The organism is Brucella pseudogrignonensis, from assembly GCF_002252525.1.
Taxonomy (GTDB): domain Bacteria; phylum Pseudomonadota; class Alphaproteobacteria; order Rhizobiales; family Rhizobiaceae; genus Brucella; species Brucella pseudogrignonensis.
In genome coordinates, this window is the sequence record NZ_NNRM01000049.1 from 24,340 (window position 1) to 45,752 (window position 21,413).

A 21,413-nucleotide genomic window follows, 5' to 3' on the forward strand; every position below is an offset into this window, starting at 1 on the left:
CGGATGAGTGAGATTTCCTGCAAACTTCTGATCATTGGCGGCGGTCCCGGCGGTTATGTCTGCGGTATTCGCGCAGGCCAGCTTGGTATCGATACGGTTCTGGTCGAAAAGAAGCGGCTGGGCGGTACCTGTCTTAATGTCGGCTGCATACCGTCCAAAGCTGTTATCCATGCCGCTGACGAGTTTCATCGCCTCACGACATTCGCGTCTAAAGGCGCGCTTGGCATCACAGCTGAAAGTCCTAAGATCGATTTTGCCAAAACGCTCGAATGGAAAGACGGGATCGTCAATCGCCTGAACAGCGGTGTCGCCGGACTTCTGAAACGCTCCCGCGTGCGAATGTTCCAGGGGCAGGCGCGTTTTATGGATGGTAAAACCGTTGTGGTGGATACCGATACCGGACGCCAGACTATCCATGCCGAGAACATCGTGATCGCAACAGGATCGGTGCCGGTTGAAATTCAGTCGCTGCCTTTTGGCGGTAATGTCATCTCCTCAACGGAAGCGCTTTCACTCGATAAGATCCCTGAAAAGCTTGCCATTGTTGGCGGTGGTTATATCGGGCTCGAAATCGGTACGGCCTTTGCAAAGCTTGGTGCAAAAGTGACCGTCGTTGAAGCTACTGATCGCATACTGCCGCAATATGATGCAGAGCTGACACGCCCGATTATGGCACGGCTGAAAACACTCGGCGTTGATGTGCTGACGAACACGTCTGCTAAAGGCTTATCCACCGATGGAAAAGCGCTGGATGTGTTGCTGGCCGATGGCGAGACGCATTCAATTCCTGCTGACAGGATTCTGGTCACGGTTGGCCGCAAGCCACAAACCGATGGCTGGGGTTTGAGCGAAATCCGGCTCGATATGGATGGGCGCTTTATCCGCATCGATGACAAATGCCGCACATCAATGCGCGGCGTTTATGCCATCGGCGATGTAACAGGTGAGCCCATGCTTGCGCATCGGGCTATGGTACAAGGCGAAATGGTTGCTGAAATCATCGCGGGTGGCAAACAGGCCTGGGATAAGCGCTGTATCCCGGCAGTCTGTTTTACTGATCCTGAGATCGTAACAGTCGGCCTATCTCCTGATGAAGCGCGCAAGGCAGGTCATAATATCCAGACCGGCATTTTCCCGTTTCAGGCCAATGGACGTGCGATGACTATTGAGCGGGAGGATGGCTTTATTCGGGTTGTTGCCCGCGCTGATAACCACCTGATACTTGGCATTCAGGCCGTGGGTGTAGGGATTTCCGAGCTGTCATCCGCCTTTGCGCTTGCTGTTGAAACAGGCACACGCCTTGAGGATATAGCAGGAACGATCCACGCCCATCCGACCCTTGGTGAAGGCTTTGCCGAGGCCAGCATGAAAGCACTCGGCCATGCGCTTCATATTTAGAGCATGTCTCTAGCCCGAAACCGGCTTCCACTTTGGGTAGACAAGCTTTAGTCCTTTGATTTGCGCTCGTACCGCCATACAAAAATGGCGGCACCGGCAATCATGGCAGCAAGCGCAAACCATGTGATTGCATAAGAAAGATGGTTGTTGCGGAAGGTAACAACCGTCAGTCCGCCAATGGGCACATTGCCAGGATTGGATTTGGCATCTGCATCAATGAAATAGGGCGCGACTGTACCCAAACCTTCTTTTTCTGCGAAAGCTTTGACATCACGCGAATTCCAGTCATTGCGGGCAGGGTCGTTGGGACGCAGGAAGAAGCCATCAGGCTCCGGCATACGCAGAAGACCAGTTACGGTCGTCTCGCCTGCGATTTGCGTTTCTACGCGTGAAGATGGATCGCGCTTGGTATCCGGAATGAAGCCACGATTGATGAAGGTCAGCGTACCATCATCTGAACGCAACGGCGTCAGCACCCAAAAGCCTGAACCGCGTTCGGTCAGCGCACGAACCAGCACTTCCTTGTCATTGAGGTAAGAGCCGGTCAGCGTAACATGCCGGTATTCGTCATCGGCCTGATTGACATTGGCCCAGTCGTCTTTGCCCGGAGCAGCGACCGGCTCCGCATGAACGCGCGCATCAACGCGGGCAATCAGATCAAGCTTCCATTGCAGGCGCTCCACCTGCCAGATGCCAAGGCTCAGAAACAATGCGAAAAACAGCGCCCCCAGAACAGCCATGAAGCCAAGGAAGAAGCGTGATTTCTTCTTTTGCGGTGTCGAACTGGCTTGCATGGGCGTTGTCATGATTATTCCTGGGAGATGGGGGAGAATTGCTGTTTGAAATACTCCAGATGCGCGCTGTAATAAAGGGCGGCCGGGGCAAAACTACGTGATTGATCAATAAGAAACAGCGCCGACATCCCTCTGACCGGATGCGGCGCTTGAATATTCTTAGATTTACAGCGGTTCCAGTTAAGAAAGGATCGTTGGAACCGCTGTAACTGTTTGTTTTTACGCATTATCCGACGCAAAACCGCTTCGCACTTTTGCTGGAAATGCTATAATTATGCGCTTTTATGAACTCTGCGTCTGCGATGTGAGTAACCGCCCTTAGAAAGACGTAGAACGTTGCAAACCTGTGTTTTATCGTCAGAAGGTTGCTGCATCTGAGTTTGAGCATTCTGCAGCATCTGTGTCGTTACAGGGGTCGGTTTTGCACTTGGTCCAATTGTGATGCTTCTCATCGATCATTCTCCCTGTTTTTGGGCGCGGTAGCAGCCTCAACGGCTACTCCGTCCAGTAGTCAAGAATGTGCGAATGAACTAAGTATTAACCTTATTGGGGTGGTTGACAAGCACCAAATACAACCCTGCGTAAGCCATTGCACCCGCATAGTAAAAAGCCGGATCGTTGGAACGACCCGGCTTCTGCTATCTATAATCCGATCACTTAATCACGGTTGCCAGTGAGGATTTCACGCTTACCAACATGGTTAGCCGCGCCGACAAGGCCTTCCTGTTCCATACGCTCAACAAGTGAAGCCGCGCGGTTGTAGCCAATGCCGAGGCGACGCTGGATGTAAGAAGTCGAGCACTTCTTATCACGCAAAACAACCTTCACAGCCTGCTCATAGACATCGTCACTGTCTTCCGAACCCATGGCCGAAGCGTCGAAGACTGCAGTGTCCTGCACGGCATCTTCGTCTTCCTCGTCTTCAGTAACAGTCGCCAGATAATCTGGACGGCCCTGTTCCTTCAGATGATTGACGACCTTTTCAACTTCTTCATCCGAAACGAATGGTCCATGGACGCGTACAATGCGGCCACCACCGGCCATATGCAGCATATCGCCCTGACCGAGAAGCTGTTCGGCACCCATTTCACCAAGAATGGTGCGGCTGTCGATCTTCGACGTGACCTGGAACGAAATACGGGTCGGGAAGTTAGCCTTGATCGTACCGGTGATAACGTCAACCGAAGGACGCTGCGTCGCCATGATAAGGTGGATACCAGCAGCACGCGCCATCTGTGCAAGACGCTGCACAGCACCTTCGATGTCCTTGCCGGCAACCATCATCAGGTCGGCCATTTCGTCTATAATCACGACGATATATGGCATTAGCGTCAGGTCGAGTTCTTCCTGAACATAGGTTGCTTCGCCGGTTTCCTTGTCAAAGCCGGACTGCACCGTGCACATGACGGTTTCGCCCTTGCCCTTAGCAGACGCTGCACGCTGATTGAAGCCTTCGATGTTGCGAACGCCCAGACGTGCCATCTTGCGATAGCGGTCTTCCATTTCGCGTACGGCCCATTTCAGAGCCACAACGGCCTTCTTCGGATCGGTCACGACCGGCGTCAGCAGGTGCGGAATGCCATCATAGATGGAGAGTTCCAGCATCTTAGGATCGACCATGATCAGGCGGCATTCTTCCGGCTTGAAGCGGTAAAGCAGCGACAGGATCATCGTATTGATGGCGACAGACTTACCCGAACCGGTGGTACCAGCTACGAGCAGATGAGGCATCTTTGCAAGTTCCGCAATGATCGGCTCGCCACCAATGCCTTTACCCAGGCAAAGCGGCAGGCGGTAGTTCGAGGATTCGAACGTGCGGGAGTCAATCATTTCGCGCAGATAGACGGTCTCGCGATTGGCATTTGGCAGTTCGATGCCAATGACGTTACGCCCCGGAACTACGGCAACACGCGCGGAGAGTGCCGACATCGAACGCGCAATATCATCAGCAAGACCGATCACGCGGGACGATTTAACGCCGGGAGCTGGTTCAAACTCATAGAGCGTGACGACAGGGCCGGGACGAACATGGATGATTTCACCACGCACACCGAAGTCTTCCAGCACGCTTTCGAGCAAGCCAGCGCTACGCTCAAGCATTTCCTGCGTGATGACATTGCCATCAAGCGAAGGCGGTTCCTGCAGCAGATCACGCGGCGGAAATTCATAGTCGCCATGCATGACGACAGCTTCTGTCCGGGGGAGGGGCTGCGGCTGATAAAGAGCAATTGAAGGGGCTGCCTTCGCAGGGGCTTCAACCTTTGGGGCTTCTGCAACAGGTGCAGGAGCCACAACTTCCTCGGCCACATGCTCTTCTGCTTCAGCGACAGTAAGCACGACTTCATCTTCCGTTGCTTCAGCAGCAACATCAGTGACGACCTCGACAGGTGCCTGAGGTGCAGCCACTTCGATAGGCGCACGAGGTGCTTCAATCTTCACTTCTGCAATGGGAGCAGCAACTGGCTGTGGAGCTGGAGCAACCTGAACAGGTTGAGCGACTTCAGCAACCGGAGCAGGCTGTTCTACGACAGCGGCAGGTGCCTCCTGAGGCTTGCCATTGTTCCATTCAACCGTGCGGAACTGTGCGATGATCGATTCAACAGTCGGCGCAGCACGTTTTGGCGCCGCAACTTCTGCAACAACGGCAACAGGCTGAACTGGCGCAGTATCGAAATCAAAGCTTTCCCAAAAAGCAAAATCCGACAAATGTGCGAATGCCGAGATAGCTGCGGCTACATTCGCTACAGGCTCAACCTCAATCGATTGGGCAGCCAAAACAGGCGCCACTTCTACAGGCTGGACCACGGTTTCGGCTGGTACGGTCGTCAGAACAGGCGGCACGGGTGCGACGGGTGTGCGAACCATATTCTGTGAAACGGACTGCTGAAGAGCTGCAACAGCCATTGGCTGAGCTTCTGCAACTTTTTCGATCTCGATCGGAGCATGATCAGCTTCCACCTCTGCAGGCTTCGCACGACCGTTGATATCCGGCAGATCTTCACCGCGACGACGCACCAGATCAATCTCTGGCGTGCGGGTGAAACGTACATTCGCACCAAGCGAAAAATACGATTTCCACGTCCCGTCCGAATTTGGCGAATGCGCTCCCAACGGGTCGCGCTGCGGCTTCTGCTCTGGAGCAGACTCTGCACGATTTCCATCTGTATGGGGAAGATTTTCTCTCAAATTACGCATGATACCCGAACCATAGATATGTCGCCTGAATGAGCCTTAGTAATAAAAAATGAAGGTTAACAACCCCCTTCATAATTCACTCAAAACCGACAAATTTCTTTCGTCACATCAATCGATCCAGGGCATTAACTTGTAGAATAAAACAACATTTTATTATTAAATAACAATGAGATAAAGATTTAAAATAATCTATTTTATTAAAAAATCAGAAAACTTCTGCTCGGTTTACGAGCCGTGGAAGCTGTACTGCCACGGCCCTTTCATCAGACTCAGTGAGACTCGGAACTTTTAAGCCAATCCGCCAAGGAAATACGGCGATTTCCGCCACGGCCAACAAAGGTTTCAGCCGCACACATGGAATTCAGCACAGCCTCCTGTGTGGCCTCTGCTGTGGCTCGGAAAAGAATGTCGATACGATTCTCGTTCAGAGCCTTTAATGAGATCAGGTCGGATGCTTCATCGTGATCGAATGTTGCAGCCGTTGAAAAACCAATCGCAATATCGCCGCTGCCATTGCCCCAGAAAGCACCGAGGCGAGCCAATCCCGCACCACAACGTTTCGAAATACGCTTTAATTGCCGATGTTCGAGCGGCACATCGGTTGCAAGCACTAGGATAACCGAGCCTCTTTCCGGTTGCGCAATGGTCTTTGGCGATGGCCTGCGCCCATCCGGCAGAATCAGATCGCCAGTGCGCCCAAAATTCGTGAGCGCCAGAATGCCAAGCTGATAGGTTTCGCCATCCAGATCAAACCGACGAGATGCACTACCAACACCACCCTTGAAACCGAAGCATGTCATGCCGGTTCCTGCACCGACATTGCCCTGAAGGAAATGATTGCTGGCATTTCCAAGTGCTAGCCGCGCATGATCCTCAGTTATCGCCAAAGCTTGAATGTCATTGAATGGCCCGTCATTACACTCGAGAACAACGGGATTGACGGTTGCGGTCGTCCTGCCGATATCAGGATTTGCGGCAATTGCCTCACGAATAAGGGCATTAGCGCAAGTTCCGATGCCAAACGTGTTAGTGAGCAAAATAGGGGTCTCGATAGTGCCCAATTCCTCCACCTGCATCAGACCGATGCTTTTGCCAAAGCCGTTGATGATATCGCAGGCTCCCAGAACTTTCTGCCGATAGAGATTGCCGCTGTGAGGCATGATGGCCGTGACGCCGGTATTGATGTTGCCGTCTTTAACTGTGTGATGCCCCACCAGAACACCGGGAACATCGGTGATATCGTTCTTTTCGCCTGTTGGCATTGTTCCACAAACGATACCAAAATCTCTTGCCCTATAGGTCATGCTCTCATCCCACCTCAATATATCAACAGTCCTAGACGTTTTTGAGATCGCGCGAAACTCACAAACAGACATTGAGGCGTGACCAGAAAACCGCACGTTAAAGATACTTATGCTCATTTTAAGCAAAAGTGTCTTATTTCGATCAAATCACGATTGACAGACGAGGCTGAGAGGCGCAGCAAAAGCACCGTAGAATTTCGGCCGGAAAGAGGGGATCATCGCGGCATGAAAGTTACTATCGAACAAACGCTCGATCAGGCCGGAGCCGGCCCCTTCCAGCGCAATCTTCTCGGTGTATTCGGACTTGTATGGGCTGCAGATGCCATGCAGGTGCTGGCGGTAGGTTTCACCGCAGCCTCAATCGCCGCAACCTTCGGCCTCACCGTTCCACAGGCATTGCAGACTGGTACGCTGTTCTTCTTCGGAATGCTGATTGGCGCAGCACTGTTTGGCAGGCTTGCCGACAAATATGGTCGCCGCCGCGTTCTTCTCATTACAGTTGCATGTGATGCAGTGTTTGGCTTGCTGTCTGCTTTCTCGCCGAACTTTGCTATTCTTCTCGGCCTTCGCTTTCTGACTGGTATTGCGGTCGGCGGAACCTTGCCCGTTGATTATGCAATGATGGCTGAATTTCTGCCATCCAAGAATCGTGGCCGCTGGCTGGTTATGCTCGAAGGTTTCTGGGCTGTTGGCACAGTGATCATTGCGCTTGCTGCGTGGGCCGCAAGCCTTGCAGGCGTGGCCGATGCGTGGCGCTACATTTTCGTCGTTACCGCCGCACCGGCTTTGATCGGCATCTGGCTGCGTATCTGGATTCCTGAATCCCCGATGCATTTGCTCAAAACCGGCCAGACACAAGAAGCAAAGAGTGTGATGAATCGCGTTCTGCGCCGTAACGGCAAGCCGGAGCTGCCGCCAAAGGCTGTTCTTGATGCACCGCTTCTGGTGACAAACGAAAAACTTCTTTCGCCAAATCTGCGTCAACGCACGCTGACCACGCTGGCGATATGGTTCCTTGTTTCTGTATCCTATTACGGCATCTTCACATGGATTCCGGCCAAGCTTGCGAGTGATGGCTTCGGCTTCGTGCGCGGTTATGGCTTCCTGGTGGTCGTTGCACTGGCACAGCTGCCCGGTTATGCGCTGGCCGCATATGGCGTCGAGGCTTGGGGCCGTCGTAAAACGCTGATCGGCTTCCTGTTCATAAGTGCCGCTGCCTGCGCGCTTTTCACTGTCGCCGGAAGCTCTGCCCTGGTTGGCGCATCGATCCTCATCATGAGCTTCGCTCTGCTCGGCACATGGGGCGCGCTTTATGCGTTTACGCCGGAGCTTTATCCGACAGCATTGCGTGCAAGCGGTATGGGCGCGGCCGGCGCTATGGCACGCCTTGGCGGATTGCTTGCACCTTCGGCGTTGGCGATTGTCGTCACACAGAGCTTCAATACGGCTGTTGCAATGTTTGCAGGCCTGCTGGCGCTTGCAGGAATAATCGCCTTCTTCATCAATGTGGAAACACGAGACAAGGCGCTCAACTGATAAAAAAGCGCCCGGATTTCAAACCAGAAATCCGGGCGCCTTCATTTTAAATTACTTTATTAATTAATGCTATCTAACCATTGTATTTTATAGTTTTTATATTTTTCATTAGCTGGATTAAAGATACGTTCAGCCATTGCCGGAACCGCAGCTCCGGCAAGTAAAGCAGCCCCCATCGCAGTCCCTGTCGTCCCTGAAACAGCAACCACAACTCGACCAGCGAAACCTGCCAGAGCATGAATATAGATGCTGTTTGCCGCGAATGGACCTTCGACGATTATCGGACCATCAGCACCCAGAAGCTCAAGGCAACTTTGCGTCATCAATGCTGCATAAAGGCAGGAAGCTACATAACGCTCCGCTGGGCTTGCATCTTCGGCGTTTAACCAGCGTAGCGAAGTATCCGGATATGGCCCGCAACCCGGGACAGCAGAAGGTAAAGCCATGATGCCGTGAACCAAAACCTGATCCAGAACGCGTTCATGCTCTTGTTCGCTCGGGGGCATCAGATTTGCAGTCATCATATCGAATTCGCGTCCGCCCATATAGCGGGCAGAGGGAACAGCGCGACCGTAGGCATCGACATTGGCGAGCGTATCGCGTTTCGGATCAAGCCCTTCGAGATCACCACCAACCGCAAAACTCACAACCCATGTACCCGTCGAGACAACCGAAAAGGGCGGCTCGCGATCCATCAGATGCGCAAGCAAGGAAGCGTTTGAATCATGGATGCCGCAATAAACCGGAACCGGGGCTATAAGCCCGATTTCCTGCGCGAGTTCGGGCAGCAGATTATCCAGCGCATCGAATGCCGATCGCAGCGGCGGAAACTTGCCCTCAAGGCCAAGGCTTTCGACCAGCGACGAATAAGTACCGCTTTTCGGCAGCCACAGATCCGTATGGCATCCGAGTGATGTCAGCTCGACCGCAGGAACCCCGGTCAACCTATATGCCCAATATTGCGGATAGGTCACGACCAGCGCTGTTTCGGCAAACTGTTCAGGAAAAACTGTCTTCAGGTAATGAAGCTGTGCGCCGACATTGAGCCCCAGCGAAAGTGTTGGCGAATAAGTCAGCGCGAAGTCCGGCTTGATGCGCGCATAGGCTTCGCGAGTTTCAGCACCATAATCATGCTCGTAATCAAGCATGGGCATGGCAAGCTCGCCATCCTTGTCGAGCAATACTGCACTCGCACCATGGGTTGTAATCGAAATAGCGTCAAAGCCCGGGGCTTTTGCAAACTCGGTAAGGCTTTTCAGGAAAAAGCCCCACAGCGTCTCCAGATCATAATGCGGATAGGGACCATCGTGCAGCACTGTGTTTGGGATGCGCCGCACGGCAACCTCTTCACCGCTTACAGCATCAAGCAGAACGGTCTTGGCATTGGTTTTGCCGACATCGAGAATGGCAATATGCTTCATGGCATATGAAAGACAGGTTTGAGGTCGATGGAAATCGGCGAATTATCGGCATTCGTTTCCATGATGTCGGCCATATGCGCCCACCATTTCTTCATGACCGGATGATCTGGCAGCGCTGCCATGTCATGCGTCTTGGTTCGGGTAAGCGTGCCGAAAAGGATATGTGTGTCTTCATCCAGCCATATCGAATAATCAGACACTCCGGATTGCTGCAGCAAATCGATAAGCTCGGGCCAGATTTCATCATGACGGCGCCGGTATTCTGCTTCCTGACCGGGATGAAGCTTCATACGGAAAGCATAGCGCTCACTGGTCATGGCTTTTGCCTCGCTTTGAATTTGCGCCCGAGGATTGGCAGCGAGATCGTGATGATCAGCAAAAGCCCGATGAAGATCGACATGACAATGCCCGGCACATTGAGAAGGCCGAGGCCGAAGGTCACAAGCCCCATCACAAAAGCCGCTATTACAACGCCGATGATGCTGCCTGCGCCGCCGAGGATCGACACACCGCCGAGCACAACCATCGTGATGATTTCAAGTTCCCAGCCCTGTGCGATGGATGGCCGGGTAGAGCCAAGGCGTGACGTGAGGCACACGGCAGCAATGCCACTCATCAGCCCCGTCAGGATGAACAATGTAAACTTCATGCGCTCAACAGGGATGCCCGAAAAGCGCGAAGCAAACTCATTATTGCCGATGGCATAAATGCGTCGTCCGAAAGTAGTGGCATGCAGCAGTATGCCGAAAATCAGTGCGAAAGCGATGAACAGCACAAATTCAAACGAGAAAACCCAGACGACATAGCCCTGTCCGAAATAAGCAAAGCTTTCCGGATAACCACCATAGGCTTTGTCGCCGAGCACAATATAGGAAATGCCACGAAACAGACTCATCGTACCGATGGTGACAACGATGGAGGGAAGCTTAAGTCCGGCCACGAGCCCGCCATTGATCGCCCCGCAAACAAGTCCTGTACCGATACCGATCAACACGAGACCGGGCGTGCCTATACCCATCTGTGCTGCGGCCCCCATGGCGGTCGATGCTAAAGCAATGATCGCAGCGACCGACAGGTCAATCTCGCCGGAGATGATGAGCAACGTCATTGCAAAGGCAATGAGCGCTTTTTCGGTGAAATTGAACGTTGCGTCTGAAAGGTTCCAGGCATTGAGGAAATATGGCGAGGCAAATGAATTGGCGATGAAAATCGCAATCGCTACGCCAAGCAACAACATTTCCCAACTGGCAAACAGCCGCGTGTAGGACGTTCCCAGCCGATCCGGGATATGACGGCGTTCCGTTATCTCGCTCACGCTGCTGGCTCCTCATAAGTCTTTGCGGCCTTGTCGCGCAGAATGATACGTCCGCCGCGTTTCTCCTGTCGGGCATTGAAGATCACGGCTGCGATGATAACCGCGCCGGAAATCGCCATTTGCCAGAAGGGTGAGATGTTGATGACGGGCAGGGCGTTTTTGATGACGCCTAGAAACAGCGCACCCAGCACTGCGCCAAAGGCCGTGCCAATGCCGCCGATGATTGAAATCCCGCCGATCACGCAGGCAGCAACGCTGTCGAGTTCAAATCCGTTGGCGATATCGACATAAGCAACCGCATAGCGTGAAACCCAGAGATAACCGCACAACCCTGCCAACGAGCCGGAAAGCACAAAGGCGAAGAAGCGCGTGCGGCCCACATCGATACCGGCATAGACCGCAGCCGTCGGATTGCCACCTGATGCATAAAGTGCTCGGCCAAAGAAGCTGCGAGTGAGCAGCACATAGATGACGCCGATGATGAGCAGTGCCGTCCAGCCAAGGAGCGGAAGTCCCAGAAAAACCGTGCGGGGTGTATTAAGAAACGGCCCGGTCATCTGATGAGCATTGACCCAGCCACCACCCGACAGAACAAAGGCCATGCCGCGATAGATGGTCAGTGTGCCAAGTGTGACCACAATAGCTGGAATATCCAGCTTCCAAACCAGAATGCCATTGATCGCACCCAGAATGGCACCAATACCTACGGCTGCAACAATCAGCACGACCAGCGGTATTTCGGGGTAGGCGGCATTGAGCATCGCCACCGCCATGCCGGTAAATGCCAGATTGGCAGCCACCGAAAGATCAATAGACTTTGTCAGGATCACCGACATCTGACCCAGAGCCAGAATAATCAGGATCGACGTGTCGTTGAAAATGTTCGCGAGATTGCGCGGCGAACTGAAACCCGGCGCACGCATTGAGAACAGCCCGATCATGATCGCAATGATGACAAGTAGCAGGAGTTCGCGCTGTTTGAGAAGCTGTTTCATATCTTACTCCGCATTCTCACCGGCATTTCCAGTGGCCGCACGCACCAGAACTTCGGCATCAAGGTCGGCACGATCAAAAATGCCTTCCACCAGCCCTTCGCGCATCACCATGACGCGATCCGACATACCTATAATTTCGGGTAGTTCGGACGAGATCATAATGATGCTCAGTCCTTCCGCAGCTAACTCGCTGATAAATTCATGCACGGCTGCTTTCGAGCCAATGTCGATGCCTTTGGTCGGTTCATCGAGAATGATGACCTTTGGATGGGTCGCGAGCCATTTACCGATAACCACTTTCTGCTGATTGCCGCCGGAAAGCGTTCCCACCGGCACAGAAAGTGCGGCGGCGCGCAAATCAAACCGCTCGGCATATTTGCGTGCGAGCTTGAATTCTTCCGCCATGCGCAGAAACCCGCGCCGCGATGTGCGCGTCAGTGAGGGGAGCGATACATTCTGAAAAATCGGCATCTGCAAAACCGCGCCATGCCGTCCGCGCTCTTCCGGCACATAGACAATGCCCTGAGCAATTGCATCGCCCGAGCGGCGGATTTTGATTTCCTTGCCTTCCAGCAAAACTTGACCGGATGAAGGCGTTGTCATGCCAAACAGCGATTGCGCGAACTCAGAACGACCAGCGCCCACCAGACCATAGACACCGAGGATTTCACCGCGCCGCAGTTCAAAGGATATGTCGCGAAACTCGGTCGGATGAGAATAGTTCGTAACCTTCAGCACCGTGTTGCCAAGCGCAACATCCTGCTTGGGAAATGCCTTTTCCACCGAACGTCCAACCATCAGCCGGACAATTTCGCGTTCATTCATCTCTGACAATAGTCCGTGCCCGACCGCACAACCATCGCGGAAAACCGCATACCGATCCGCTATCTCATAGACTTCATCGAATTTGTGGCTGATGAACAGGATTGCTTTGCCCTGTGATTTCAGCCGCTCGACGATGCGGAAAAGATCATCGACTTCCTTGCGCGACAGAGCTGCTGTCGGCTCATCCATGATGACGACGCGGGAATCCACCGAAAGCGCACGCGCAATCGCCACCAGATGCCGCTGCGCGATGGAAAGTTCTCGTAGCTTGATACGAGCATCAACCGTGATTTCCAGCGAAGAGAGCAGAGCCTGTGCCCGTGCAAAAACTGCCGCCCAATTGACGAAGCCAAGCTTCGTGCGGGGCGCGTGGCCGAGATAGATATTCTCGCCAACGGATAATTCGTCGAAAAGCACTGTTTCCTGATGAATGGCGGTTACACCGGCGTCGGTCGCATCCTGCGCAGTCGAAAAATGAACCGGCTGACCATCAATCAGAATTTCGCCTTCGTCCGGGTGATAAATTCCCGTCAGAATTTTGACAAGCGTCGACTTGCCCGCTCCGTTTTCGCCGATCAGTGCTGTTACCTGGCCTGGATAGAGCGCGATATTGACGTTATCGAGCGCTCGCACTCCGGGAAATGTCTTGGCAATGCCGCGCATTTCCAGCAAAGGCGTATCCGGATGGCTGGCAGGCAACACCGATTGCCCGCTTTTCTGCAAAGCTGCATTCATCAGAAATACCTGAATTCAATTCGGAAAATGATGGCGGTGCAAGATTATCTCTCGCACCGCCAGCCTCAGTCTTAAAATTAAAAGACCTTGGAGAATTCGTCGATGTTCGATGCGTCATAGACAAATGGATCGCTCATCGCGGCTTCGCCGTTTTCGCCAATCTTGATTTTGCCCATGCGACCGGCTTCGATTTCCGAGCCCGGCTTGCCGTCTGCATCACCCTTTACGAGATGATAGGCAATCTGCGTTGCAGAATAACCCAGATCGATCGGGTTCCAGATCGCGAATTCCTTGGTTGCACCCGACTTGATGGCGCCTGCCATTTCAGACGGCAGGCCAAGGCCGGTTACATAAACATCGCCGATTTTGCCTGCATCTTTGACAGCCTGCGAGGCAGCAAGCACGCCAACCGTAGTTGGAGCGACAATCACCTTCACATCAGGATTTGAGGTGAGGAGGCCCTGCGCTTCACGGTAGCTCTTGTCGGCAAGGTCATCACCGTAAACGGTGGTGACGAGATTAAGGCCCGGAAAATCCTTGAGCTGCTTCTTCATCTCGTCAATCCAGATATTCTGGTTGGTCGAGGTGGTCGTTGCCGAAAGGATCGCGAAATCACCCTTGCCATCTGGCAAATGATGCGCTGCGAGCGTGAGGCACATTTTGCCGATCAGATCGTTCGATGATGGATTGAGATGGACGATGCGGCCTTCAGGCGCGACACCGGAATCCCACGAGATAACCTTGATACCGCGCTGCGCAGCCTTCTTGAGTGCTGGAACAACCGCATCCGGATCGTTTGCCGAAATTGCAATTGCATCCACGCCTTGCGCAATCAGCGAATTGATGACTTCAATCTGACCTTCGGCAGTCGTTGTCGTTGGTCCGGTGTAGATGACTTCAACGCCACCCAGTTCCTTGGCAGCTTCCTGTGCGCCCTTATTGGCCGCTTCAAAAAAGCCATTGCCCAACGATTTCGCAACAAGTGCGATCTTCATGTCGGCAGCCTGTGCGGCATTCGCCATGAAAGCAACCGCCAGCGCTGTGCTCAATGCCAGTTTCGTGAAAAGTTTCATGTCCCATTCCTCCCGATTAAGAACATTCATATGTTTGGTTACAGCTTAGGCAACTTCTGTGGCTTCCCCCCGTTCGTCACCCTTGCCAGCATTTGCAGAGACCTGCGCTACGATGAGCTTGATGCCCGCATTCTCCACCATTCGCCGCGCATCATCCGAAATGCCTTCATCGGTGATCAGCGTGCTGACCCGATCAAGAGGGCAGAGGATAAGGCTTGAGCGACGTGTGAATTTCGATGAATCGACCATCAGGACAATTTCGTCCGCCTGGCCCATGAGTTTCTGCTCGCTCTGGATAATCAGGGCGTCAGCTTCCATCACGCCGAGAGGGCTGACACCCTGACAGCCCATGAACATGCGGCGTCCGTAGAAGTTACGGATCACATCATTATCGAATGGTGACAGAATAAGGCTCTGATCACGATAGATCGCGCCTCCCGGCACAATGACCGTGCTTTTCGACTGGCGCAAAAGATGTTCAGCGATGGCAAAGGAATTGGTCAACACCTGCAGACGACGCGCTGCGAGATAATGCACCATCTGAAAAGTCGTAGAACCACCGTTAATGATGATGCTGTCACCTTCTTCACAAAGCGAAACAGCTTCGCGAGCAATCGCGCGCTTGCAATCCGTGTTTTCCGATTCCGAAACCTTGAAAGGTCGGCCTGCAAGGCTGCCGAACTGCGGGGGATGGATAGCCTCCGCGCCGCCGCGAACCCGCTTGATACGGCCCTGCATGTGAAGCGATGCAATGTCGCGCCGAAGGGTCGCTTCCGACGCCTCCGTCAATTCCACCAGATCCTGAATGGTGATCACCGGCTTTTCCTGAACGGCACTCAGGATAATACGGTGGCGCTCTCTTTCGTGCATGGTTCCTCCTTTTTCTTGTATCGAACACAAATGCGGGCAGTGTCAATCATAAACAATCATCACAGCGCACAAAAATAACATATATGATTATTTATGATCGTTTTTGATTGACAATAATTTGCACAATACGCCATATCTTTTCCCAACATGATCGTTTGTGCGTGAAAAAGAAAGCACGCATTCCGGTCTTCACCATAAAACGGGAGGATGAAATGGTGGCCCAAAGCAGGCTCTTGGATAATCGCTGGGATGACGCCAAAGCGGCAACGTTGGATGAGCCAGGCAAGCTGCTTTATCGTTCAAACCTGCTCGGTTCCGATAAGCGCATCACCAATTATGGTGGCGGGAATACATCGGCAAAAGTACAGGAAATCGATCCGCTGACCGGCGAACAGGTTCCAGTGCTCTGGGTGAAGGGCTCGGGCGGCGATGTTGGCACCATTAAGCTCGACGGCTTTGCTACGCTTTATCAGGACAAGCTCGACGCGCTGAAAGGCATCTATAAGGGCGTTGAAGACGAAGACCGTATGGTCGGCTTTCTTCCGCACTGCACATTCAATCTCAATCCTCGTGCCGCTTCCATCGATACGCCGTTGCATGGTTTTGTACCATTCACCCATGTTGATCACATGCATCCTGATGCGATCATCGCAATTGCCGCATCAAAGAACTCACGCGAGCTGACTGCCGAGATTTTTGGTGATGAAATTGGCTGGCTGCCATGGCGTCGTCCGGGCTTCCAGCTTGGTCTCGACCTCGAATCCTTTGTGAAGTCAAATCCGAATGCAAAGGGCGTAGTCCTTGAAAGTCATGGTCTTTTTACTTGGGCCAATGATGCTAAGGACTGCTATGAACTGACGCTTGCCATTATTAACAAGGCTATAGAATGGCTTGATAAGAAGGGTGAAGGCAAGGCCGCTTTTGGCGGTTCCGTGACCCAAAGCCTGGATGTTTCGGAACGCCGTGCAATTGCTGCGCGTCTCATGCCAGAGATACGCGGGTTGATCGGAAAGGAAGAGCGCAAGCTTGGCCATTTCGATGATCAGGATGCGGTTCTGCAATTCGTAAATTCAAAAGAACTAGAGCCACTCGCACGCCTTGGCACATCTTGCCCGGATCACTTCCTGCGCACGAAAATTCGCCCGCTTGTGGTCGATTTCGATCCCGCTAAACCGGATGTTGATGGTGTCGTGGCTGGCCTTGAAGCTTCACTCGAAGCCTATCGCGCTGATTACACGCGCTATTATGAGAGCTGCAAGCACGACAATTCACCGAAAATGCGCGATCCCAACCCGGTCATTTTCCTGATCCCCGGTGTCGGCATGTTGTCTTTCGCACGCGACAAGGCGACAGCGCGTATTGCCGGCGAGTTCTACGTCAATGCGATCAATGTCATGCGCGGAGCATCATCCGTATCTGAATATCAGGGGCTGCCCGAACAGGAAGCCTTCGATATTGAATATTGGCTGCTTGAAGAAGCCAAACTCCAGCGTATGCCGAAGCCAAAAAGCCTAGCCGGGCGCATTGCGTTGATTACCGGCGGTGCAGGTGGTATCGGCTATGCCACCGCTGAACGTCTGGCAGGTGAGGGCGCTTGCGTGGTTCTGGCAGATATCGACGCAGAATCGCTCAAAACCGCTCACGCCAATCTCGCCAAGCGTTTTGGCTCCGATCAGGTTCGCAGCGTCGAGCTGAACGTCACCAATGAGGGTGCCGTCATCAATGCTTTCACAGAGGCAAGTGTTGAACTTGGCGGCATAGATATACTGGTTTCAAATGCTGGTATTGCATCGTCTGCTTCGGTCGAAAATACCGAGCTTTCGATGTGGAACCGAAATATCGACATACTTGCTACAGGATATTTTCTTGTTTCTCGTGAGGCATTCCGGCTTTTCCGGCGTCAAAAACTTGGCGGAAACGTGGTCTTCGTTGCTTCCAAGAATGGGCTCGCCGCTTCGCCGGGCGCATCCGCCTATTGCACGGCAAAGGCTGCGGAAATCCATCTGGCGCGTTGTCTCGCCCTTGAAGGTGCCGAAGCTGGCATTCGTGTGAACGTGGTCAACCCGGATGCTGTGCTGCGCGGTTCGAAAATCTGGGACGGCGAATGGCGCGAACAGCGTGCAGCGTCATCGAAGATTGATGTGACGGAACTGGAAGAACATTATCGCAAGCGCTCGCTGCTCAAGCTCAATGTACTCCCGGAAGATATTGCTGAAGCGATCTACTTCCTTTCAAGCGATGCATCTGCCAAGTCCACCGGAAACATCATCAATGTTGACGCCGGAAACCAGCAGAGTTTCCCGCGCTAATTACTCAGAAGGCAGGTGAGGCAATCTTGCCTTCCTGCCTTTTATCCAAGAAATTGAGGACATTCTGGGAGGAACCATGTCCGAACAACGTATTGCAGCCAATTTCATCGCTGAGCACAATTCCGGCTTTGAGAATGCACAAAAGAGCGACTATCAGGCTCTTGGCGAACAACTTGCTCGCCGCGGCATTGAAATTGAAAAAATCACTGAGAAAGTTGCAAAATATTTTGTCGCTGTACCCTCTTGGGGGACAGGAACGGGCGGTACACGCTTTGGCCGTTTCCCCGGTCGCGGTGAGCCGTGCGGGATTTTCGACAAACTCGACGACTGCTCGGTCATCAACGAACTTTCACGCGCAACGCCGAATGTTTCGCTGCACATTCCGTGGGACAAGGCTGATCCGAAAAAACTGAAAGCCCATGCGGAAGCACTCGGCCTTGGTTTTGACGCGATGAATTCCAACACGTTCTCGGATTCGGCTGATCAGCAGTATTCTTATAAATATGGCTCGCTTACCCATGTCGATCCGGCCGTGCGTGCTCAGGCTGTTGAACATAATATTGAGTGCATCGAGATCGGAAATGCCATTGGTTCCAAAGCTCTGACCGTCTGGCTCAGCGATGGTTCAAACTTCCCCGGCCAGCAGAATTTCACCCGTGCATTCGAGCGTTATCTGCATTCGATGGGTGAAATCTATAAGGCGCTTCCGGAGGACTGGCGGCTGTTCTCTGAACACAAAATGTATGAGCCAGCCTTCTATTCGACAGTCGTTCAGGATTGGGGCACGAATTACCTTATAGCCTCAACGCTTGGTCCAAAGGCACAATGTCTGGTCGATCTTGGCCACCATGCACCAAACACCAACATTGAAATGATCGTGGCGCGGTTGATCCAGTTCGGAAAGCTCGGTGGCTTCCATTTCAATGACAGCAAATATGGCGACGACGATCTCGATGCGGGATCGATTGATCCATACCGTCTGTTCCTCGTTTTCAACGAGCTGGTCGATGCAGATTATCGCGGTGTAAAGGATTTCCATCCTGAACATATGATCGATCAGTCGCATAATGTGACCGACCCGATTGAAAGCCTGATTTCGTCTGCCAATGAAATCCGCCGCGCTTATGCGCAGGCTTTGTTGGTGGATCGGGAAGCGCTGGAAACCTATCAGCAGGAAAACGATGCCCTGATGGCATCCGATACGTTGAAGCGCGCTTATCGTACCGACGTCGAGCCAATTCTGGCAGAAGCGCGTCGTCGTACCGGCGGAGCAATCGAGCCGATTGCGGCTTATCGCGCCAGCGGCTATCGCGAGAAGGTTGCGAAAGAACGCCCTGAAAGCAAAAGCGACGGCGGTGCGTTCAACTAGAGCGCGTTCGATCTGAATATTCGTTTTAACGCGCATCCCGAAAACCATTTCACCCTTTTCGGGATGCGCTCTAAATTATGTAGCGGAAAAAATGCGCGTTCCAATGAATGCGGCGAGTTAAAGAATCCACACATCTAATTGAAGTTATTTAGCTTTTCTGAATGTAAGATTATAGCGAATTCGACCAAGTTGCGGATACTCTCCATCCTTCAATGGCAGAATGCCATGATAGAAGAGTCGGGATGGTCCACCCCAAACGACCACATCGCCGTGGTGCAGCACGAATTTGCGTACCGGGTCACTGCGCTGCAATCCGCCGAATTGAAATGTCGCGGGTAGTCCCAGCGACACAGAAACAATCGGATTTTTGAAATCCTTCTCGTCCTTATCCTGATGCAAAGACATTTTTGCGCCGGGTTCATACCGATTGATGAGACAGGCATCCGGTAAGAAATCAGGATAACCGGCTTCGTCCGCAGCACTCTCTGCAAGATCGCGAAATGCCCCCGGCATTGAAGGCCACGGCTTTTCCGTTTCAGGATCAACGGCGCTGTAACGATAGCCCTTCCGGTCCGTCACCCAGCCAAAAGACCCGCAATTGGTCATAGCGACTGACATGCGAAATCCGCCTGGCGTCGTCATATTCCGAAAAGGTGCATCATTCTCAACATCTTGCATGGCGTTGAGAATTTCGGCTTCGTTTGCGAGCGCAAATCCCCGCAAAAGAACGGCGCCGTCGGCAAGCTTTTCTCGAGTTTCAAGCTGGGAAAACAGATCAATCATAAGGTCATTCTAACACAAAGCCGCACAAGAACTTCCCGAAAATTGCTTTCGTATTATCGCCTCTCTTGACAAAGTCGAAGACTCGTAACATATAAAGTTACATGAAAAAAGGTAGCAAACTTTCGGGCGTCCTCCACGTCCTCCTTCACATGGCTGAGTATAAAAAGCCCGTGACCTCCGAAGTCCTCGCAAAAGCGATGGGCACCAATCCCGTTGTCGTGCGTCGCGTCATGAGTGGTCTGCGAGAGCAGGGCTATGTGCGCTCCGAAAAAGGTCATGGCGGCGGATGGGAGATCGCTTGCGATCTTAGCAAAGTCACGCTGCATGACATTTACAACGCCATCGGCAAACCGTCGCTGCTTGCAATGAGCAATCGCACGGAAATGCCGGGTTGCCTCGTCGAGCAGGCCGTCAACGCATCGCTCAACAAGGCGTTCAGCGATGCAGAAGAGCTTTTATTGAAACGTTTTGGCGAAGTGACACTCGCCATGTTGAGCGCGGATTTTCATCAGCGCGCGATTGAACGCGGCGCAACTTTCGACTTGGAGACAGCCCATGACGCATCATGATGTGATTATTATCGGTGGCAGCTTTGCCGGACTTTCGGCGGCAACCTATGTGGCGCGCGGCAGACGCTCGGTTCGCGTGATCGATGCAGGCAAGCCACGCAACCGCTTTGCCGAACATTCACATGGTTTCTTCGCTCAGGATGGAAGCAGCCCGGTAGCAATGCTCGAAACGGCAAAAGAGCAGGTTAAAGCCTATCCGACTGTAAGAGTAACGGAGGGTAAAGCTGTAAACGGAACCGGGCAGATTGATGACTTCTCGATTGAACTGGATACAGGCGAAGTCGTCAGTGGGCGCAGACTGATCTTTGCCTTCGGCATTTCTGACGTTTTGCCAGATTTACCGGGGTTGGCTGAACGCTGGGGCAAATCGGTTATTCATTGCCCCTATTGCCATGGCTACGAGTTCAGCGGCAAAAAACTCGGCGTGTTGAACCTTTCGCCGATGTCGTCTCATCAAGCCATGCTTATCTCCGAATGGGGACCTACCACATTCTATCTGAATGGCGGTGAAGAGCCTGATGCTGCAACTTTGGCAGAACTCGAAAAGCGTGGCGTCACGATTGAAGCAAAACCAGTCGCAGGCATAAGAGGTGAGGGAACATCCATCTCCGAGATCGAACTTGCTGACGGTCGCCTGTTGCAAGCTGACGCATTATTCATTGGACCATCCAACCGCCTGAACAGCCCGCTCGCTGAGCAACTCGGCTGCACATTGGAAGACATGCCGCTTGGAAAAGCCATCAAAACTGATGAGATGAAAGCGACAAGCATTCAGGGTATCTATGCCGCCGGCGACATATCAAGGGGCGCACATAGTGTTGCATGGTCCGTTGCGGATGGTGTTTCGGCTGGCGTTTCGGCCCATCGGTCTTTGGTATTTTAGATTTATATCACTTTATAAGAAAACGGGGCCAACGCCCCG

At 52.9% G+C, this 21,413-nt stretch carries 18 protein-coding genes; 6 read left to right on the forward strand and 12 right to left on the reverse strand.

Annotated features, from left to right (window positions below; all coding sequences use genetic code 11):
- Positions 1-3 precede the first annotated feature (3 nt).
- A complete protein-coding gene (gene lpdA / locus CEV34_RS24435; protein WP_007879154.1) occupies positions 4-1,398 on the forward strand; it encodes a dihydrolipoyl dehydrogenase in 1,395 nt (464 codons plus the stop codon).
- Positions 1,399-1,445: 47 nt separating this feature from the next.
- On the opposite strand, the gene CEV34_RS24440 is transcribed toward lpdA, so the two are convergent.
- The 4 genes from CEV34_RS24440 to CEV34_RS24455 form a co-directional block, all read right to left on the reverse strand.
- The gene (locus CEV34_RS24440) at positions 1,446-2,204 is read right to left on the reverse strand and encodes an SURF1 family protein (RefSeq protein ID WP_007879152.1); all 759 of its coding nucleotides are present in this window, start codon (positions 2,202-2,204) and stop codon (positions 1,446-1,448) included.
- Positions 2,205-2,464: 260 nt separating this feature from the next.
- The gene (locus CEV34_RS27520; protein WP_079213827.1) at positions 2,465-2,644 is read right to left on the reverse strand and encodes a hypothetical protein; all 180 of its coding nucleotides are present in this window, start codon (positions 2,642-2,644) and stop codon (positions 2,465-2,467) included.
- 205 nt (positions 2,645-2,849) lie between these two features.
- A complete protein-coding gene (locus CEV34_RS24450) occupies positions 2,850-5,207 on the reverse strand; it encodes a DNA translocase FtsK (protein WP_408912949.1) in 2,358 nt (785 codons plus the stop codon).
- Positions 5,208-5,656: 449 nt separating this feature from the next.
- On the reverse strand, positions 5,657-6,691 hold the full coding sequence (locus CEV34_RS24455) for a DmpA family aminopeptidase (protein ID WP_039860790.1): 1,035 nt from the start codon (positions 6,689-6,691) through the stop codon (positions 5,657-5,659).
- A gap of 225 nt (positions 6,692-6,916) precedes the next feature.
- Here CEV34_RS24455 and CEV34_RS24460 point away from each other — a divergent pair, with 225 nt between their 5' ends.
- Positions 6,917-8,227: an MFS transporter gene (locus CEV34_RS24460; protein ID WP_007879144.1), complete on the forward strand. Its 1,311-nt coding sequence runs from the start codon at positions 6,917-6,919 to the stop codon at positions 8,225-8,227.
- Positions 8,228-8,286: 59 nt separating this feature from the next.
- On the opposite strand, the gene CEV34_RS24465 is transcribed toward CEV34_RS24460, so the two are convergent.
- The 7 genes from CEV34_RS24465 to CEV34_RS24495 form a co-directional block, all read right to left on the reverse strand.
- Positions 8,287-9,648: an FGGY-family carbohydrate kinase gene (locus tag CEV34_RS24465; RefSeq protein ID WP_094544728.1), complete on the reverse strand. Its 1,362-nt coding sequence runs from the start codon at positions 9,646-9,648 to the stop codon at positions 8,287-8,289.
- On the reverse strand, positions 9,645-9,965 hold the full coding sequence (rhaM, locus tag CEV34_RS24470; protein WP_007879140.1) for an L-rhamnose mutarotase: 321 nt from the start codon (positions 9,963-9,965) through the stop codon (positions 9,645-9,647). Before rhaM ends, CEV34_RS24465 begins: the two co-directional genes overlap by 4 nt.
- Positions 9,962-10,963, reverse strand: coding sequence for an ABC transporter permease (locus tag CEV34_RS24475; protein ID WP_007879139.1), 1,002 nt, complete (start codon positions 10,961-10,963; stop codon positions 9,962-9,964). The genes rhaM and CEV34_RS24475 overlap by 4 nt, the downstream gene beginning before the upstream one ends.
- Positions 10,960-11,958 carry an ABC transporter permease gene (locus CEV34_RS24480; RefSeq protein WP_007879138.1) on the reverse strand — a complete coding sequence of 333 codons (999 nt, stop codon included), beginning with the start codon at positions 11,956-11,958 and terminating at the stop codon, positions 10,960-10,962. The genes CEV34_RS24475 and CEV34_RS24480 overlap by 4 nt, the downstream gene beginning before the upstream one ends.
- Positions 11,959-11,961: 3 nt before the next feature.
- On the reverse strand, positions 11,962-13,518 hold the full coding sequence (locus CEV34_RS24485) for a sugar ABC transporter ATP-binding protein (protein ID WP_094544729.1): 1,557 nt from the start codon (positions 13,516-13,518) through the stop codon (positions 11,962-11,964).
- Positions 13,519-13,595: 77 nt separating this feature from the next.
- Complete coding sequence (gene rhaS, locus CEV34_RS24490; RefSeq protein WP_007879134.1) at positions 13,596-14,591, reverse strand: rhamnose ABC transporter substrate-binding protein; 996 nt, start codon at positions 14,589-14,591, stop codon at positions 13,596-13,598.
- Between the two features lie 45 nt (positions 14,592-14,636).
- The gene (locus CEV34_RS24495) at positions 14,637-15,461 is read right to left on the reverse strand and encodes a DeoR/GlpR family DNA-binding transcription regulator (protein WP_007879133.1); all 825 of its coding nucleotides are present in this window, start codon (positions 15,459-15,461) and stop codon (positions 14,637-14,639) included.
- A 212-nt stretch (positions 15,462-15,673) separates the two neighbouring features.
- Between CEV34_RS24495 and CEV34_RS24500 the strand changes: the two genes are divergently transcribed.
- Positions 15,674-17,770 (forward strand): bifunctional rhamnulose-1-phosphate aldolase/short-chain dehydrogenase, encoded by a 2,097-nt coding sequence (locus CEV34_RS24500; RefSeq protein ID WP_007879132.1) that lies wholly within the window; start codon positions 15,674-15,676, stop codon positions 17,768-17,770.
- Between the two features lie 76 nt (positions 17,771-17,846).
- Positions 17,847-19,139, forward strand: coding sequence for an L-rhamnose catabolism isomerase (rhaI, locus tag CEV34_RS24505; protein ID WP_007879130.1), 1,293 nt, complete (start codon positions 17,847-17,849; stop codon positions 19,137-19,139).
- A gap of 144 nt (positions 19,140-19,283) precedes the next feature.
- On the opposite strand, the gene alkB is transcribed toward rhaI, so the two are convergent.
- Positions 19,284-19,922 (reverse strand): DNA oxidative demethylase AlkB, encoded by a 639-nt coding sequence (gene alkB / locus CEV34_RS24510; RefSeq protein ID WP_007879129.1) that lies wholly within the window; start codon positions 19,920-19,922, stop codon positions 19,284-19,286.
- Between the two features lie 101 nt (positions 19,923-20,023).
- Between alkB and CEV34_RS24515 the strand changes: the two genes are divergently transcribed.
- Together CEV34_RS24515 and CEV34_RS24520 are read left to right on the forward strand one after the other, a co-directional pair.
- Positions 20,024-20,491: an Rrf2 family transcriptional regulator gene (locus tag CEV34_RS24515; protein ID WP_007879128.1), complete on the forward strand. Its 468-nt coding sequence runs from the start codon at positions 20,024-20,026 to the stop codon at positions 20,489-20,491.
- On the forward strand, positions 20,478-21,374 hold the full coding sequence (locus CEV34_RS24520) for an NAD(P)/FAD-dependent oxidoreductase (protein WP_007879127.1): 897 nt from the start codon (positions 20,478-20,480) through the stop codon (positions 21,372-21,374). Before CEV34_RS24515 ends, CEV34_RS24520 begins: the two co-directional genes overlap by 14 nt.
- The last annotated feature ends 39 nt before the right edge of the window (positions 21,375-21,413 follow it).

Coding starts and splice junctions, on each gene's coding strand:
- CEV34_RS27520 (WP_079213827.1), bottom strand. CDS start 2,644: ATGAGAAGCATCACAATTGGACCAAGTGCAAAACCGACCCCTGTAACG.
- alkB (WP_007879129.1), bottom strand. CDS start 19,922: ATGATTGATCTGTTTTCCCAGCTTGAAACTCGAGAAAAGCTTGCCGAC.
- CEV34_RS24495 (WP_007879133.1), bottom strand. CDS start 15,461: ATGCACGAAAGAGAGCGCCACCGTATTATCCTGAGTGCCGTTCAGGAA.
- CEV34_RS24465 (WP_094544728.1), bottom strand. CDS start 9,648: ATGAAGCATATTGCCATTCTCGATGTCGGCAAAACCAATGCCAAGACC.
- CEV34_RS24460 (WP_007879144.1), top strand. CDS start 6,917: ATGAAAGTTACTATCGAACAAACGCTCGATCAGGCCGGAGCCGGCCCC.
- CEV34_RS24485 (WP_094544729.1), bottom strand. CDS start 13,518: ATGAATGCAGCTTTGCAGAAAAGCGGGCAATCGGTGTTGCCTGCCAGC.
- CEV34_RS24440 (WP_007879152.1), bottom strand. CDS start 2,204: ATGACAACGCCCATGCAAGCCAGTTCGACACCGCAAAAGAAGAAATCA.
- rhaI (WP_007879130.1), top strand. CDS start 17,847: ATGTCCGAACAACGTATTGCAGCCAATTTCATCGCTGAGCACAATTCC.
- rhaM (WP_007879140.1), bottom strand. CDS start 9,965: ATGACCAGTGAGCGCTATGCTTTCCGTATGAAGCTTCATCCCGGTCAG.
- CEV34_RS24520 (WP_007879127.1), top strand. CDS start 20,478: ATGACGCATCATGATGTGATTATTATCGGTGGCAGCTTTGCCGGACTT.
- CEV34_RS24455 (WP_039860790.1), bottom strand. CDS start 6,691: ATGACCTATAGGGCAAGAGATTTTGGTATCGTTTGTGGAACAATGCCA.
- CEV34_RS24515 (WP_007879128.1), top strand. CDS start 20,024: ATGAAAAAAGGTAGCAAACTTTCGGGCGTCCTCCACGTCCTCCTTCAC.
- rhaS (WP_007879134.1), bottom strand. CDS start 14,591: ATGAAACTTTTCACGAAACTGGCATTGAGCACAGCGCTGGCGGTTGCT.
- lpdA (WP_007879154.1), top strand. CDS start 4: ATGAGTGAGATTTCCTGCAAACTTCTGATCATTGGCGGCGGTCCCGGC.
- CEV34_RS24480 (WP_007879138.1), bottom strand. CDS start 11,958: ATGAAACAGCTTCTCAAACAGCGCGAACTCCTGCTACTTGTCATCATT.
- CEV34_RS24500 (WP_007879132.1), top strand. CDS start 15,674: ATGGTGGCCCAAAGCAGGCTCTTGGATAATCGCTGGGATGACGCCAAA.